At 38.2% G+C, this 15,665-nt stretch carries 16 protein-coding genes; 5 read left to right on the top strand and 11 right to left on the bottom strand.

The genetic code is table 11. The features are described 5' to 3' along the window. The first annotated feature begins 145 nt into the window (after window positions 1-145). A complete protein-coding gene (gene metK / locus AC2G3J_RS07715) occupies window positions 146-1,312 on the top strand; it encodes a methionine adenosyltransferase (RefSeq protein ID WP_004719464.1) in 1,167 nt (388 codons plus the stop codon). Window positions 1,313-1,570: 258 nt separating this feature from the next. On the opposite strand, the gene AC2G3J_RS07710 is transcribed toward metK, so the two are convergent. Further along, entirely contained in the window at window positions 1,571-1,822 is a 252-nt protein-coding gene (locus tag AC2G3J_RS07710; protein ID WP_336954235.1) for a hypothetical protein, read from the bottom strand. Window positions 1,823-2,116: 294 nt separating this feature from the next. On the opposite strand from AC2G3J_RS07710, the gene AC2G3J_RS07705 reads away from it, so the two are divergent. After that, a complete protein-coding gene (locus AC2G3J_RS07705; RefSeq protein WP_336954290.1) occupies window positions 2,117-2,305 on the top strand; it encodes a hypothetical protein in 189 nt (62 codons plus the stop codon). Here the strand turns inward: AC2G3J_RS07705 and AC2G3J_RS07700 are convergent. Next, complete coding sequence (locus AC2G3J_RS07700) at window positions 2,302-2,931, bottom strand: LysE family transporter (protein ID WP_166782296.1); 630 nt, start codon at window positions 2,929-2,931, stop codon at window positions 2,302-2,304. The genes AC2G3J_RS07705 and AC2G3J_RS07700 overlap by 4 nt on opposite strands. A 476-nt stretch (window positions 2,932-3,407) precedes the next feature. Continuing rightward, window positions 3,408-3,974, bottom strand: coding sequence for an FxsA family protein (locus tag AC2G3J_RS07695; RefSeq protein WP_336954236.1), 567 nt, complete (start codon window positions 3,972-3,974; stop codon window positions 3,408-3,410). A 311-nt stretch (window positions 3,975-4,285) separates the two neighbouring features. On the opposite strand from AC2G3J_RS07695, the gene ruvC reads away from it, so the two are divergent. Beyond that, window positions 4,286-4,831: a crossover junction endodeoxyribonuclease RuvC gene (ruvC, locus tag AC2G3J_RS07690; RefSeq protein WP_336954237.1), complete on the top strand. Its 546-nt coding sequence runs from the start codon at window positions 4,286-4,288 to the stop codon at window positions 4,829-4,831. Between the two features lie 110 nt (window positions 4,832-4,941). Here ruvC and AC2G3J_RS07685 read toward each other — a convergent pair whose 3' ends face one another. The 4 genes from AC2G3J_RS07685 to AC2G3J_RS07670 are packed head-to-tail and all read right to left on the bottom strand — an operon-like array spanning window position 4,942 to window position 7,966. Then, complete coding sequence (locus tag AC2G3J_RS07685; protein ID WP_336954238.1) at window positions 4,942-5,283, bottom strand: hypothetical protein; 342 nt, start codon at window positions 5,281-5,283, stop codon at window positions 4,942-4,944. Beyond that, entirely contained in the window at window positions 5,276-6,160 is an 885-nt protein-coding gene (locus AC2G3J_RS07680) for a hypothetical protein (protein WP_336954239.1), read from the bottom strand. The genes AC2G3J_RS07685 and AC2G3J_RS07680 overlap by 8 nt, the downstream gene beginning before the upstream one ends. Before the next feature lie 50 nt (window positions 6,161-6,210). Then, window positions 6,211-6,483 carry an acylphosphatase gene (locus AC2G3J_RS07675; protein ID WP_419359589.1) on the bottom strand — a complete coding sequence of 91 codons (273 nt, stop codon included), beginning with the start codon at window positions 6,481-6,483 and terminating at the stop codon, window positions 6,211-6,213. A gap of 7 nt (window positions 6,484-6,490) precedes the next feature. Then, on the bottom strand, window positions 6,491-7,966 hold the full coding sequence (locus AC2G3J_RS07670; protein ID WP_483770901.1) for an NAD(P)H-hydrate dehydratase: 1,476 nt from the start codon (window positions 7,964-7,966) through the stop codon (window positions 6,491-6,493). Window positions 7,967-8,012: 46 nt separating this feature from the next. Here AC2G3J_RS07670 and queG point away from each other — a divergent pair, with 46 nt between their 5' ends. Further along, a complete protein-coding gene (gene queG / locus AC2G3J_RS07665) occupies window positions 8,013-9,107 on the top strand; it encodes a tRNA epoxyqueuosine(34) reductase QueG (protein ID WP_419820287.1) in 1,095 nt (364 codons plus the stop codon). A gap of 305 nt (window positions 9,108-9,412) precedes the next feature. Beyond that, entirely contained in the window at window positions 9,413-10,402 is a 990-nt protein-coding gene (gene bioB / locus AC2G3J_RS07660) for a biotin synthase BioB (RefSeq protein ID WP_336954246.1), read from the top strand. A 110-nt stretch (window positions 10,403-10,512) separates the two neighbouring features. On the opposite strand, the gene AC2G3J_RS07655 is transcribed toward bioB, so the two are convergent. From AC2G3J_RS07655 to AC2G3J_RS07640, 4 genes are all read right to left on the bottom strand, one after another. Continuing rightward, window positions 10,513-12,405: a M48 family metalloprotease gene (locus AC2G3J_RS07655; protein ID WP_419359585.1), complete on the bottom strand. Its 1,893-nt coding sequence runs from the start codon at window positions 12,403-12,405 to the stop codon at window positions 10,513-10,515. A gap of 85 nt (window positions 12,406-12,490) precedes the next feature. Beyond that, window positions 12,491-14,035, bottom strand: coding sequence for an amidophosphoribosyltransferase (gene purF, locus AC2G3J_RS07650; RefSeq protein ID WP_336954248.1), 1,545 nt, complete (start codon window positions 14,033-14,035; stop codon window positions 12,491-12,493). Between the two features lie 24 nt (window positions 14,036-14,059). Further along, window positions 14,060-14,653, bottom strand: coding sequence for a CvpA family protein (locus AC2G3J_RS07645; RefSeq protein WP_336954249.1), 594 nt, complete (start codon window positions 14,651-14,653; stop codon window positions 14,060-14,062). A 3-nt stretch (window positions 14,654-14,656) separates the two neighbouring features. Further along, window positions 14,657-15,661: a quinone-dependent dihydroorotate dehydrogenase gene (locus tag AC2G3J_RS07640; protein WP_483770900.1), complete on the bottom strand. Its 1,005-nt coding sequence runs from the start codon at window positions 15,659-15,661 to the stop codon at window positions 14,657-14,659. Between the last annotated feature and the right edge of the window lie 4 nt (window positions 15,662-15,665).

Genomic DNA, 15,665 nt, shown 5'->3' with positions numbered 1-15,665 from the left:
TTTTATCAATTTTACTCATGAGCATATCAATTAAAAACACATGAAAATGAATTTAATTCATGCATTTTAGTCAGGTAATGCTAGTCCTCAGGCTGAAGTCGATGTAACATATTGCGTCTTTATAAATTACTGTGATAGGACTTTCATGCGCGAGTATGCTGTTTTTACTTCGGAATCTGTGAGCGAAGGCCATCCAGATAAAATGGCTGACCAAATCAGTGACGCTATCTTGGATGCAATCTTAAAAGAAGACCCATACGCTAGGGTTGCATGCGAAACATTAGTAAAAACTGGTGCAGTCGTTCTTGCAGGTGAAATTACAACGACTGCAAATGTCGATTTTGAAACTATTGTCCGCAATACCGTAAATGGAATTGGCTATCACCATACCGATTTAGGTTTTGATGGTTCAACTTGTGCTGTGATTAACATGGTGGGTAAACAATCACCTGAAATTGCACAAGGTGTAGACCGTCAGAAACCAGAAGACCAAGGTGCTGGTGACCAAGGTTTAATGTTTGGTTATGCAAGCCGTGAAACTGATGTGTTAATGCCAGCACCGATTTCATATGCACATCGCTTAATGGAAAAACAAGCTGAATTACGTCGTAACGGCGCACTACCGTGGTTACGCCCCGATGCAAAGAGCCAAGTAACATTTGCCTACGAAAATGGCAAACCTGTTCGCTTAGATGCAGTTGTTCTTTCAACTCAGCACGATCCTGAAATTTCGCAAGCCAATCTTAAAGAAGCTGTGATTGAAGAAATCGTGAAAAAAATTATCCCTGCTGAAATGTTCCATGCAGGTACTAAATTTCACATCAACCCAACAGGGTTATTTGTGATTGGTGGTCCAGTGGGAGACTGTGGTTTAACCGGTCGTAAAATCATTGTAGATACTTACGGTGGTATGGCGCGTCATGGTGGCGGTGCTTTCTCGGGTAAAGACCCATCAAAAGTTGACCGTTCTGCAGCGTATGCAGGCCGTTATGTTGCAAAAAATATTGTTGCAGCAGGTTTAGCGGATAAATGTGAAATTCAAGTGTCTTATGCAATTGGTGTTGCTGAGCCGACTTCCATTTCGATCAACACATTTAATACCGGTAAAGTATCTGATGAATTGATTATCCAATTGGTTCGTGAGCATTTTGACTTACGTCCATACGGTATCACACGTATGCTTGACTTGATTCAACCAATGTATAAGCAAACCGCTGCTTATGGCCATTTTGGTCGAGAAGGTTCAGATACTGCATTTACTTGGGAAAAGACAGATAAAGTTGAAGCGCTTAAAGCTTCTGCAAATTTGTAATTCTAGCCTAAGATCTAAATCTAAAAAAGCTCGCAAATGCGAGCTTTTTTATTGAATTAATGTTATCGGGATGAATACCTCAAAATTTTTCCTCCTCTACACCACTGAATTTCTATATGTTAAATATCCTATCGATATTTATAACTTAAAACAGCTCTAATGGTTTGTTTATTTTAATCATTAGCATGATCTAATTTTATTGTTTTTTAAAAAATCAAACCTTTATACAATTAAACCTACCATCTACACGTACATGAATTATTGACCATCTGATTTAGAATCTGGCTGTAACACACTTAATAAAGAAACTTGTGCTGGGGTTTCTGTATTGTGATTTTGCAAATAAATATGTCCCACTTTAAACGTTACTGCTGCAATCAAACAAGCAACAAGACAAAACGTCCATAATCCATATGGGCTTTTAATATGTTGAGAGCCACATTTTGGACAAACTTTTTGTGTTGAACTGACCGCTTCATCACAACAAGCACAATGATATTGTAGAATCATATTCAGATCTCCTTTTAGGCACTATTATTGTTTTTAATTATTACACTACAATTATATCCATATATGTAATGCAAAAAATCTGTTTCTTTTTTTAGTGTACATGATTCGCATCTTTTGACAAGACAAATTTGTTTCAATATATTCTTATATAAATTCAACAACTTAAATTTACATAATAAAAATAAATGATTATAAATCAATACTATCTAATTGTGGATCATTCATTCAATATTCTGTATCACACTGATTCAGGCTATAATCTACGAAGTGAAAGAAATTGTTTTGGAGATTATTTTGGTACAGCTGATTAAAAAAGGCGGATTAAGAGAACGTGCAAATCGCAGTCGTAAATACACGCAATCTGAGAATAATATGAAAACCTTAGATCCGCATCGGTATACCACTCAAGATCCGAACCACAGTCGCAATGATCAACCGTCACAAGAACAGCTTTTAAAATCTCAACCACATCCTGACCATTAAAACATTTTCAAAACATCGACCCACAGGAAAATAGCAAATAATAAGAAAAAGCTTCCTGAAACAATATCGATATAACTTCCAGATTTTTGATAAATGCGCTTAATTTTAGGAATTGACATGATCATCATCAATAGGCTGAAAACTAAAAATGTTTGAATGGGAATAATCACTGCCAATTGCGGTTTTAAATCTGCACCTGCTGTTGAACTCAATGCCAATGAAAAAACACTACTGAAATAAATCACAATCTTAGGATTAGCTAAATTGGTATAAAGCCCTAATAGAAAATAGTTTTTAGGGGGTTGCTCGATCACGCCATCTAAATTGGTATTTTGTTTAAGTGTTGCAATGCCGCCTCTCAACATTGCATAGCCCATTTTGGCAAGGAACAGGCCTCCGATCAGCATCAAGACCTGTTGAATCCACGGCCATTGTTCCAATAAAACCGTAAAACCAAGCAAAGTTAAAGCAACCCATACCACCACACCGGCAGAGATGCCTAGAATGATTTTTAAAGTATTGGCACGTGTTGTCGATGCTGAGCTTTTAGCGACAAGTAATACATCTGGACCAGGACTCAACTGTGCAACAAAGTGTAGTGCACAAATAGTCAATAACATCGACATAATAAAATCTTAGAAATTGTGACTCAGTGATTATATCGTTTGATCAAAAATATGTTTAAGAAATTATGCTTGCTTTAGGGTTTGTTGACATTTCATAAATGGCTTGCGTTGTAGGTTAAAATTGAGCATGAGACGTATACGTCGTAAAGCATGAAGAGAATAGCGAGACTATTTTCGAGTTTCATAACGAAGGCTGAGATAATTTTAGCCACAACCCTGAGCAAGAACAAAGCACGGCTTTGTTTGCAGCGCAAGGCGCAGCGGGGACTAGCGTGTTTTTTGCCTCTACGTCGTTACCTTGCGAAACGACGTTTCTTATCATTTAGAATGACTAAATTTCGTATTTCGTGCCTAGTATCGCCTAAAAAACACTCATAGTCGCAAACGTAGACGAATTGTCCACAGACCCTATGATTTCAGGCATAAAAAAGCCGAATCATTGATTCAGCGTTCTATTCAACATCGTAGACTGTATTTTACTTTTTATTTATATCTTTCAATTCAATTTGTTTATGCTGCGGTTCAACTTCATGCGCTTCACCATCAATAATGGTTGAATCACGATGTTGCCCAGATTGCTGGTTTTGCATATCCTGCATTTGACGCATCAAATCTGCAAATGGGTTTTGACCTTGAGCACCACCCATGTCCCCCATTCCACCCATCATATTGTTCATCATGGCTTGTTGCTTTTTCGCCATATATTTCATACCTGCATTTTTAATTGCATTCTGTACAGGTGGAAGAATAACCAGTAGCGCCAAGACATCGGTGATTAAACCTGGAATCATCAACAAAATACCCGCAAATGCTGTCGCCATTTTTTTGGCAATTGCAGGATCATTCCCCATCATTCCTGTCATTTGCATTTGTTGTAATTGCGGCATAATTGTTGCGGTACTTGAGCGCAACAAGTTTAAACCAATTACAAAAGCAATGATAAACCAGAAAAATACGTACCAACCGCTAATGAACTGGGCTACACCAATCCATACAGCAATTTCAAGAATCGTACCAATTAAAATAATAGGAAAAAGTTTCATCGAAACAAGGCATCTCAAAGATAAATTAAAAGTGAGCTTGAAAATTCACATATAAAAACAATGAATTTCGTTGCTTCTATCATTTATATGGGCAGTTAAAAAATTTTAAAGGGTAATTTTGTGTTCTAACAGCGATTTTGTATATTTGTGCAATTTATTGACTAAGGTTTTACAAATAATGAGCACCCTCGCACTGTGCTTATAGGAAATAATACTGATGTGTACTTTGATTATACAACTAAGTGAAAATTTTACTTACAATTCATTTTTAGAATCATATAATTGAAGCAAGACTTACGATAAGCAGTATTATGCCTTTAATTATTGGAATTGACCCCGGTTCACGCTTAACAGGTTATGGCATCATTGAAAAAGATGGTCAAAAACTTACTTTTGTTGATGCTGGTACAATTCGCACTGAAACAACTGAAATGCCTGAGCGACTCAAACGAATTTTTGCTGGAGTTGAACGCATTGTTCAGTTTCATGGCCCTACAGAAGCTGCTGTAGAGCAAGTATTTATGGCACAAAACCCTGATTCTGCTTTAAAACTTGGGCAAGCGCGTGGTGCTGCAATTGCCGCATTGGTCAATTTAGACTTACAAGTTGCAGAATATACAGCTCGTCAAATTAAACAATCTGTTGTGGGCTATGGTGCTGCAGACAAAGAACAAGTTCAGTTGATGGTGATGAAGTTACTCAACTTATCAATCCAACCCCAACAAGATGCTGCCGATGCACTCGCTGCAGCAATTTGCCATGCCCATGCTTCTGGCAGTATGAGCAAACTAGCTGTACTGAATGCTTTAGGCGGTATGGCTCGTGGGCGGAGTCGCAATAGTAGTCGTCGACGTTAATTTATATACTCCACCAAAACGCCTCGCTCTACCCATGTCTAAGCCCAAGCTATATCAGTCATAAAGGTGAATTCAAAGCGTTTTTATTTATTGAGATGGTACAGCCCATCTCAAGTTAAATAAGGCAAAGTATCTTTTCGAATCTCACGAATACTGGGCTGCTTCGTATAGGTTGCAATTAACATTTTTCCAGAAGTTCTTAAATTTTTCTTCTGTTCAGAATCAACACGAATCAACACCAACTCTTCAGGGATACGTGGATTACTCCCTTCTCGACATATTATGAAATTTTGATTCCGTTCAAGAATGGTATAACTTGGAAATTCTTTTTGCAACTTTGCTTTAAATGACAAAGACTTATCTTCTTTTTTTCCACTATCGAGTTGGGTATAAATAATCAATACCAAACACGCAGCAAATACAATTCCAACAACTAAATATTTATCAATCATGTAATTTCACTCGAATATACTTCTGCTGTTTTTCATTATACTGATAAACATGGGTTTCATTTATAGGCACAATTTTAGCGATATCACCAACATAGATTTGTTGCGTACCAGAATAGTGAATTTCAATATCGTACAAACCCTCATGCTCAGTGCTTAAAAAACGATAATCAGCTTGTGTATTGTAGATTTTATCACTTCCTGTCACTTCATTGTCATTCCCAATTTCTGCAACTTCCAATTTGACCATTGCAGGGTTTTCATCAAATGGGATGATATAGAGCGTGCTCGTTGAATAGCCTTGTCGACTATAGGCTTGTTCTTCAACATAGCCTTTTATTCTCGGACCAATTTTTCGAATATTTTTAACTATATTTTCAGTCGGATAAGGCAAATAATTAAAATCTGCATTCATCCAACTATTTTCATCCTGACTCTGGCTCACTAACTCAAATTGACCTAAAGCATTTTTCTTAAATAGGTAGATTTTAGTAAATGTTGCGCATACACCACAAAAGTTTAGTAGTTCATTATTTTTATCTATCGAAACTTCTGTCGTACTTATAAGATAGCGCAACTCATTTTGAGCATTTTGATAAGCACTCGCAGGGCTAAATACAATTACAGCATCATCACGATCAAAGACATGGGTATATTCGGGATTTTTAATCCCGACATACTGTATGTTACTCTGATCTAATTGAGGGATTTTGACATATTGGATCTGTTTTTGATAAAAAGACTTCATCACAGTTTTAAAGTCCAAATTTTTTAAAGCAATCTTATTCTTATTTGTCACAGCATCTACTGGTTGTGCGACAAGCTCAGTATGAATACCGCAAATCAAAATACAGCTTAATAAAATTTTGTTGATCATCATATGTAATATTGATTGATATCAGTATGTGGTTGCTATTCTAAATAATCTCTTTAACGAATCATCTTAAAATCAGTATAGTCTAAACCATGATTAAGGTTTTGTTGTTCAATACTGCTCACATCAGCACGTAACGGACCAACATAGCAATGACGAATCAAACTTAAAATCGCTTGTTCATCTCCGATCACAACAGCTTCAACCTCTCCTGTAGTTAGGTTTTTCACATAACCTTTTAAATCCAATTGTAAAGCTTCTTTTTCAAACCACCGACGGTAACCTACAGCTTGAACTTTACCACGAATTAACAATTTAACCGCTTTCATCGCAAACTCACTCCTCACAATGATTGACCACATAGTAGACAGCATCACGCATTTGCTGTGCCTGTAAACCGCGCATACCGTTTTTTGCGAGCCTATCACCTGCCAAAGCATGCAAGGTGACAATTTCATGTAAATGAATATTTTCATCAAACTGTGCTTTTAAACTAGCAATCATTCCTGCAAGAACATCTCCCATTCCACCAGTGCCCATGCCTGCATTCCCCGCAGTACAGATCCATAGATGTTTTTCTAAAATCAAACTTCCAGAACCTTTAAGTACCCACTGGCCTGAATATTTTTGCTGAAGTTTTTGAATCGCAGCAATACGATCATGTTCAATTTCTGCCACTGAGCAATTTAATAATTTAGCAGCCTCACCAGGATGAGGGGTCAGGTAAGTTCGTTGATTGAGTTGAACAGCTTGTTCAGCTAAAAACCATAAAGCATCAGCATCTAAAACCACTTGTAGCGGTGGGTTTAAGTGGATAGGTGAAAACCATTTTGAAAATTGTTGTTTTGCCCAAGCATCACGTCCTAAACCCATGCCAAAACTAACAGCATCCACATGGCTTAATAAATCTTGAATATCTAAATCATTTAAAGCATTGATATCTCTCAGCATGATATTAGGAGAGCGTGCCAGAATTGCAGTGTGATGTTTGGCATGGCATACAATCGTGACCTTTCCTGCACCCGCACTAAATGCAGATTCAGCAGCTAACATGACTGCTCCCCCCATCTCTGCATGCCCACCAACTACCAAAACATGCCCATAGCTGCCTTTATGACCAAACGCTTGGCGTTGTGGCAATTGGATCTGTTTGGGTGACAACTGTGCGACTGCTTTTAATTGCGAGTCTACTGGGACGACTGAAATGAGCTCAATTTGCCCCGTATATTCTCGACCTTGTCCTGTAAACAAACCCGCTTTAAGGCCTAAAACAGTCAATGTTTGATCTGCTTTTACCGCCACAGGTAAAGGTTGTCCTGTATTGGCACTTAAACCGCTCGGAATATCAATGGCTACTTTTAAACCTGATTGGGTATTATAGTGTTGAATAATCGCTTGCAATGCATCATCCAAATCACGATTTAAACCAATACCAAACAATGCATCAATATGACAATCAAACCGCTTTTGGATATTAAAATGTGGATGGATTTTGAGTTGATCTGCCTGTGCTAATTCAATTGCCGCCTTCAACTGCTGAGAATGCCCTGCTTCAGTTGCAAATATTTCGACTTGATAACCGTATTGATGCAAATAATGAGCAACACAATAGCCATCACCAGCATTATTTCCCGCACCGCACCACAGCGCAACAGTAGTAATTGAGGGAGAAGCTTGTTGAAACAAAATATTTAAGTGTTGCGCAATCGACCAAGCCACCTGTTGCATTAAACCAAAAGTGCTATTTTGCTGAGCAAACCAACGCGCTTCCCATGCTTGTATTTCACGGCTGTGATAAACTTGCTGATGCATCATTCTGTCCTTTTCTTCTCACTATTTTATAGCGCATTGATTCATTATGTCGGCAACTTTAACTTTGCAATCCATTCCCTTGCAACAGCTTGATCTTCAAGAACTAAAGTCTTGGATCAAACAACAGGCTTTGCAACTGGGCTTTGCTGATTGTGTCATTGCTCGTCCTGATGCTCAAGCTGAATTACCACGATTTAAAGAATATTTAAAACGCGGATACCATGGCGATATGAAGTTTTTAGAAGAAAATTTAGAAAAAAGAGCGGATCCCACACTATTGGTTCCAGGCACGAAAAGTATCATCTGTGTACGAATGAACTATTTGGTTGAAACACCAAAACCACGTTATGTCCCAGATGAACCCAATTCAGCCATTATTGCCCGTTATGCACGTGGACGTGACTATCATAAAATCATGCGTGGTCGGTTAAAAACCTTGGCAACCCTCATTAAAGAAAAAGTTGGTCCGTTTGAATCTCGCCCCTTTGCGGACTCGGCACCAGTATTTGAAAAATCACTGGCAGAAAGTGCAGGAATGGGATGGACGGGTAAACATACTTTATTGATTCATAAAAAATCGGGTTCCTTTTTTGTTTTAGGTGAATTATTTACTTCACTTGATTTACCCTTTGATGAACCGTCAACGCCTCATTGTGGTTCATGTTCAGCCTGTATCGATATTTGCCCAACACAAGCGATCGTTGAGCCGTATATGCTGGATGCGCGCAGATGTATCGCCTATTTAACCATCGAATATAAGGGAATTATTCCTGAAGAGTTAAGACGTGGTATTGGTAACCGTGTTTTTGGCTGTGACGATTGTCAACTGATTTGTCCTTGGAACAGTTTTGCCAAAAAAGCCTCAATTGAAGACTTTAATCCACGTCATGGCTTAGACAATATTAATTTATTAGATTTATGGCAATGGGATGAGCAAACCTTCCTCAACTGTACTGAAGGAAGTCCCATCCGACGTACAGGCTTTCAAAGCTTTATGCGCAATATTGCAATCGGCTTAGGTAATGCACCGTATTCAGCCCAAATTATTACAGCTTTGACCCAAAATAGAGCCCTACATGATGAAGTTGTGCAAGTCCATATTGATTGGGCTATTAAAGAGCAAAGCTCTAAACAAGGCTAAATTCAAGCTCATTTATGCCCTTAAATTGTGCCAAATTATAATTTTCAGATCGTTACAAAGTTCGTAATTTTTGAATATTTTAATAACCAATACACTGAAGTTAACAAAAATTAAAGTTAAAATTTTGTGAGTAAATCACAAGAAATGTGATTAACTTTGCAACTATATTTATAATTTTAGTTCTCTATACTCTTGATCATTTTAATCGTAAGATACCATCATATTTGTACTTTTTTGCCCTATAGAATTGGCATGAATTATGTATTATATACAGGGATAGATAATGATTATCATGGATTTAATTAATGACAGTACGTAATGACTGGGCTCGTGAAGAAATTCAAGCTTTATATGAACAGCCTTTTTTAGACTTAGTTTTCAAAGCACAGCAAATTCATCGTGAACACTTTGATGCCAATACCATCCAAGTCAGTACTTTACTTTCAATTAAAACTGGTAAGTGCCCTGAAGATTGCAAATATTGTTCGCAATCTGCACGCTATGATTCAAAATTAGAAGCTGAAAAACGTATTGCGGTTGATAAAGTAATCAGTGAAGCAAAAGAAGCCATTGAATCAGGTTCTTCGCGTTTTTGTATGGGTGCAGCATGGCGAAACCCACATGAGCGTGATATGCCTTATGTCCTCGAAATGGTGCGTGAAGTTAAAGCCTTAGGTTTAGAAACCTGCATGACACTGGGTATGCTTAACCAATCACAAGCTGAACGTTTACATGCAGCAGGCTTAGATTATTACAACCATAACTTAGATACGTCTCGTGAATACTATTCACATATTATCAGCACCCGTACTTTTGATGATCGCTTAGACACCTTGGATCATGTTCGTAATGCAGGTATGAAAGTCTGTAGTGGCGGTATTGTTGGACTGGGTGAAAATCGTAATGATCGTATTGGATTATTACATGAATTAGCAACCTTGCCTGTTCATCCTGAATCTGTACCGATCAACATGCTTGTCCCAATTGAAGGTACGCCACTTGCAGATGTTGAAAAACTTGATGTCACAGAATGGATTCGTACTATTGCGGTTGCGCGTATTATCATGCCACACAGCTATATCCGTCTTTCTGCTGGCCGTGAATCTCTCACTGACTCAGATCAAGCTTTAGCCTTTATGGCAGGTGCAAACTCGCTATTTAGTGGTGAAAAATTATTAACCACACCGAATGCAGGCGAAGGTAAAGACAAACAACTGTTTAATAAGTTAGGTTTAAAAGCAGAAAAAGCCAAACCAACAGTGGCTGAGCTTTCTGTCGATGCCATGGCGAGTTAATTCAAAGTTTCGTGAACACCACTTCAGAAAAAAGGGGTGTTCGCGTTTCCCATTTGATTCTTTTTATTATACTTTCTATGATTACGTCACTACAACTTACTTTACATTTGTTAAATAATCATCACACTATTCTTTTTCTGCATTTGATCTACGATATCATCTGTGGCAAAGCCAAGTCGCCAATACAGCAATTGCAGTACATCTAGTTCATCTTGCGTAATAATTCGATCATTCCACAAACAAATTTCAGCCACGCCCAAAATACTTAGGCGATCACGTAATAATAACCCTGCAATATCATTTAAGATTTCTCCCAAATCAATAGGTTCATCTGAGATTTCCTCAAACAGTTCTAACTCATCCTTAGACAAAACCCGTTCTAAAATCTCATAACGTACATCAAGCTGATTGGCACTGTTAATTTGCTGTACGTGCAGTAATGCATCAATCAAGCGCACAATTTGCGGCTTCACCGTTTCCAATGATGAGGGTGTATGCATCGGCAGCAAATGCAATTCAGCCTTTACACGTTCAATCAGCAATGCATCTAACAAACCAATCTCGCCATCTTCTTGAATAATTTTCGCTAGCTTGGTCACAAATTGACGTGCACTGGTCGCAGGCATATTACCAAGATTTTCACAGGCATCATGGAAAATTTGAATATGCACCCGACCATCTAAATTCAAAAGTGAGTCAATAATTGCACGACTCACCTCTGCATCAGATGGAATAAATTCGCGATACTGTCGAATCATTAAGATGGCGACCATCACCTCACGAGAACCCGTTGCTGTTTGCATAGCGCGCTGAATCAAGTCAGAACGCTCAATTTGACGGCGTACTTCTGGATTTAAAGGCTTAATTGCATCGTTTAAAGCAAAACTAATCGGCGATAATCGTAACAGAGGTAGCGGCTGTGGAGATACCCACGGGTTATAAACATCCCCTGTTGATTCTTCCAAAGGTCGCAACAAACTAAATAAAGGCTGACTGCGTAATTTTTTTAAATTTTCGAGCTGTAAATCCTGTAATAGTGTTGGATTTAACTCATAAATACGGTCTTCAATACTTGGATGGATATTTAACCAACTTTGCGGACTTAATGAATTAGCAAAACACATATGCGCAATGGCTTCTGAAAACTCACTATGAATTTGAGAACCTGCGTGATGCACATAGATCCGTAATAACGTTTGTACATTGGCATTATTTAACAATAACTTTTTAGTTTTATAATCGTTATAAAAAGTACGCCCCCCTAAAGTGAAATATTTAATCAAACGATTAATTAAAATCCCCATACTACCTAACAGCCAAATCACGCCACCAACAGCAACAAAACTGGTTTCAAATTTATGCTGATTTCCCTTGGCGTTATAACGATTAAAACCCTGTTTTGCGATTTTACTTCCCAACTGGCTAAAGGTAATTAAACCACTATATAAAATTTTAAGTCGGGTATTTTCACGTGCTTCACCTGACAAAATTTGATTAAACTCATGACCGAGCAAACCATAAAGTTCTAATTCATCCAAGTTCTGTAATGCACCCCAAGTCAGGATAATCACTGTATCTCTTGGATGGAATCCAGCAGTTAATGCATTAACCCCAACTTCATCTGGCAAAACATATAATGTAGGTGCATCAATTTCAAAAGTCTCCGCAAATTTATCTGCTAGTTTTAATGCTACACTTTCTTCAGGTGTGCTTTCAATTTGACTTAAACGACGGGCTTTTAATTGCTTTGCAAGTGAATGACCACCTGTACGGAAGACATAAAATTCATATGCGATTGACCATCCAATAATGACAATGATCAAGCCTACACAGTATGGGCTGAGAATATTCCACCAAATCTCTTGATCTGGGTCTGCATAGTGAACTAGCAACCCTAAAACAGTATTTAGAATAAAAATCGTCAAAATGACCGCAAGTAAACAAATACTTGCAGACCACAACATATTTTTGTTTTTTATCAAATAATGACTGACATCTTTCAATGTAAAATTCCTCATTACATTGCAAAATACTATAAATGAAAAAAGCGGGAACTTCCCGCTTTTTCTCAATGTAAATCAAAGTTGATTACATTTCTTCTTTGATACCACTCAAATCAACAGATGCAGCATCGATATTGACATCAATATAACCATCTTTCTCTTTTTTAGCAGTATCACTACGACTTTGCTCCAGATCAGTTAAATATTGTTCATCAATATCACCTGTCACATAAACACCATCAAACACTGAACAATCAAACTCTTGCACTACAGGAACCTTACTGGTTCTTACTGCAGCTTTTAGATCATCCAAGTCTTGAAAGATTAAACGATCGGCGCCAATGATTCCCTGTATTTCTTCGACACTACGATGTGAAGCAATCAATTCTGCTTTTGCTGGCATATCAATACCATACACATTTGGATATTTCACCATAGGTGCAGCAGAGGCAAAATAGACTTTTTTTGCACCAGCATCACGTGCCATTTGAATGATTTCATTACAAGTCGTACCACGTACAATCGAATCATCAACTAACAAAACGTTCTTACCTTTAAACTCAAGCTCTACAGGGTTGAGTTTTTGACGTACGGATTTGGTACGTTGTTGTTGGCCCGGCATAATAAAGGTACGGCCAATATAACGGTTTTTCATGAAACCTTCACGGAATTTCACACCCAGCATATTCGCCAACTCTAAAGCAGAAGTACGACTTGTATCTGGAATTGGAATCACCACGTCGATGTCATGCATATCACCCCATTCATGAAGAATTTTCTTCGCAAGGGTTTCACCCATTTTCAAACGTGCTTTATATACCGAAATACCATCAATTATTGCGTCTGGACGCGCAAAATAAACGTATTCAAAAATACATGGGCGGTAGCGCGAATTTGCAGCACACTGTTGTGAAAAGAATTCACCTTTTGAATTGATAAAGATCGCTTCACCAGGCTCAATATCACGCTCTACCTTAAATCCTAATGCTGTTATTGCAACAGATTCCGATGCGATGATATATTCTGTTTCACCATTTTCAGTTAAACGTGAACCATAAATAAGTGGACGAATACCATTCGGATCACGAAAACCAACAATGCCATGCCCTGTGATCATTGCAACGACGCCATAAGCACCTTTACAACGCTCATGCACACGTTTAACCGTATGAAAAATATCATCAGGCATTGGCGTTAATGATGCACATTTTTGCAATTCATGAGCAAAAACGTTCAACAATACTTCTGAGTCTGAGTCCGTATTCATATGACGTAAGTCAGTTTTGAATAAGTCATCGTGAATATCAGCTGCATTGGTTAAGTTACCATTATGAGCCAAAGTAATCCCATACGGTGAGTTTACATAGAAAGGCTGCGCTTCTGCACTACTTGAAGAACCAGCAGTTGGATAACGCACGTGACCAATACCATAGTTACCGAGTAACGCGCGCATGTGGCGAGTATGAAATACATCACGTACCATACCATTATCTTTTCTTAGAAAAAGACGTCCATTATGACAAGTCACAATCCCAGCCGCATCTTGCCCACGATGTTGTAACATCGTCAACGCATCAAATAACATTTGGTTTACAGGTGCTTTACCTGCTATACCAACGACTCCACACATAACTACCTCGCAGACCAGCTAGGACTAATAAAACGGATTCTTTGTCGAATGTGCTGATTTTTCATCGTTTTGAATATCCGATGATCGATCAGTCTTCGTTACAGAAGCATCATCGGAACGATCTTCTGAATGTATATGATGTAATGCTTCATTTGCAGCATCTTTAGAGATTTCAGATGCCAAAGGTGCAAATGGTAAAAGCGTCTGAATGAATTTGGATTGTTTCCAAGTTGGAGAACTTTCAACCCACGGCCCTAAACCTTGCATAGTAATGAGGACGATGAACAAACCTTTCAAGGCACCCAAAGCACTTCCAGCTAAACGATTTAATGGACCGAGTTTTAAAGTTTTTAAAATCTGATTAAGTAAAGCAGTGACAATCCATGTTAAAACAATAATGACCAAGACAATAAAAGCAAATGCAGCAATCTTCTGCACCACAGGATCCTGACTGAGTGCAGACATTGAAGGTGCGATGATATTGGCATATTTGGCACCGACAATCAGTGCAAATATCCATCCTATCAAGTTCGCAAAGGCTTTCACGAATCCTTGTCGCAAACCGTTTAGCCCTCCAATGAGCAATAGAATCAGAATAATAATGTCTAAGGTATTCATATTTTAAATCATAGCGTCAACACAGTCTTTAATGAGTATAGGACCTGTATAGATCATACCACTATAAATTTGGACTAAGCTTGCGCCGGCTTGTTGTTTTGCAACAGCTTGTTCACCAGATAAAATTCCACCAACACCGATTAAAGGAATTTTCCCCTGCAAAATTTTTGAAAAAGCCGCTAAACATGCCGTGCTCTTTTCAAATACTGGCGCACCGGATAAACCACCCGCTTCATCACCAAATGGTAAACCTTCAACCCCCTCACGGGATAATGTTGTATTGGTCACAATCAATCCATCAATTTTAAACTGCAACAATTGTGATGCAATAAATTCAATATCTGAAGATTCTAGATCTGGTGCAACTTTCAACACTAAAGGAACATAGTGTTGCAATTCTTCTGCCAACTCTAACTGACGTTTTTTCAGTGTTTCCAAAAGTTCAGTGAGGGCATGGCCACTTTGTAAAGAACGTAAATTCTTGGTGTTTGGAGATGAGATATTAACAGTAATATAAGATGCGTAGTTATAAACTTTTTCAAGACAAACTAAATAATCAGAAACTGCATCTTCAACTGGTGTTGTGGCATTTTTACCAATATTGATACCAAGAATGCCTTTAAATTTTGCGGCTTTAACATTCTCAACCAATTGATCCACACCATCATTATTAAACCCCATACGGTTAATAATTGCTTTGGCTTGGGGAATACGGAAAAGGCGTGGCTTGGGATTGCCCTCTTGTGGTTTAGGCGTAATGGTTCCAATTTCAATAAAACCAAATCCTAAACCCGCTAAGGCATCGATATAAGCGCCATTTTTATCTAGTCCTGCTGCTAGGCCAACTGGATTTGGAAACTCAATTCCCATGCAAGTGACTGGTTTGGCAGCAACAGTTTGACGAATCGCCCCCATTCTATGGGCAGATTTAAGCATGGATAATGTGAGTTCATGTGCACGCTCTGGTGCTAAAGAAAACAACAAAGGGCGAGCAAGTGAATACATCATAGCT

It is taken from the genome of Acinetobacter legionensis, assembly GCF_057165765.1.
This window is presented reverse-complemented; position numbering and strand designations above follow the sequence as displayed.

Bases quoted from the DNA above. Each gene is read 5' to 3' on its own strand.
- metK (WP_004719464.1), top strand. From the start codon at position 146: ATGCGCGAGTATGCTGTTTTTACTTCGGAATCTGTGAGCGAAGGCCAT.
- AC2G3J_RS07710 (WP_336954235.1), bottom strand. From the start codon at position 1,822: ATGATTCTACAATATCATTGTGCTTGTTGTGATGAAGCGGTCAGTTCA.
- AC2G3J_RS07700 (WP_166782296.1), bottom strand. From the start codon at position 2,931: ATGTCGATGTTATTGACTATTTGTGCACTACACTTTGTTGCACAGTTG.
- AC2G3J_RS07695 (WP_336954236.1), bottom strand. From the start codon at position 3,974: ATGAAACTTTTTCCTATTATTTTAATTGGTACGATTCTTGAAATTGCT.
- ruvC (WP_336954237.1), top strand. From the start codon at position 4,286: ATGCCTTTAATTATTGGAATTGACCCCGGTTCACGCTTAACAGGTTAT.
- AC2G3J_RS07685 (WP_336954238.1), bottom strand. From the start codon at position 5,283: ATGATTGATAAATATTTAGTTGTTGGAATTGTATTTGCTGCGTGTTTG.
- AC2G3J_RS07680 (WP_336954239.1), bottom strand. From the start codon at position 6,160: ATGATGATCAACAAAATTTTATTAAGCTGTATTTTGATTTGCGGTATT.
- AC2G3J_RS07675 (WP_419359589.1), bottom strand. From the start codon at position 6,483: ATGAAAGCGGTTAAATTGTTAATTCGTGGTAAAGTTCAAGCTGTAGGT.
- AC2G3J_RS07670 (WP_483770901.1), bottom strand. From the start codon at position 7,966: ATGCATCAGCAAGTTTATCACAGCCGTGAAATACAAGCATGGGAAGCG.
- queG (WP_419820287.1), top strand. From the start codon at position 8,013: ATGTCGGCAACTTTAACTTTGCAATCCATTCCCTTGCAACAGCTTGAT.
- bioB (WP_336954246.1), top strand. From the start codon at position 9,413: ATGACAGTACGTAATGACTGGGCTCGTGAAGAAATTCAAGCTTTATAT.
- purF (WP_336954248.1), bottom strand. From the start codon at position 14,035: ATGTGTGGAGTCGTTGGTATAGCAGGTAAAGCACCTGTAAACCAAATG.
- AC2G3J_RS07645 (WP_336954249.1), bottom strand. From the start codon at position 14,653: ATGAATACCTTAGACATTATTATTCTGATTCTATTGCTCATTGGAGGG.
- AC2G3J_RS07640 (WP_483770900.1), bottom strand. From the start codon at position 15,661: ATGATGTATTCACTTGCTCGCCCTTTGTTGTTTTCTTTAGCACCAGAG.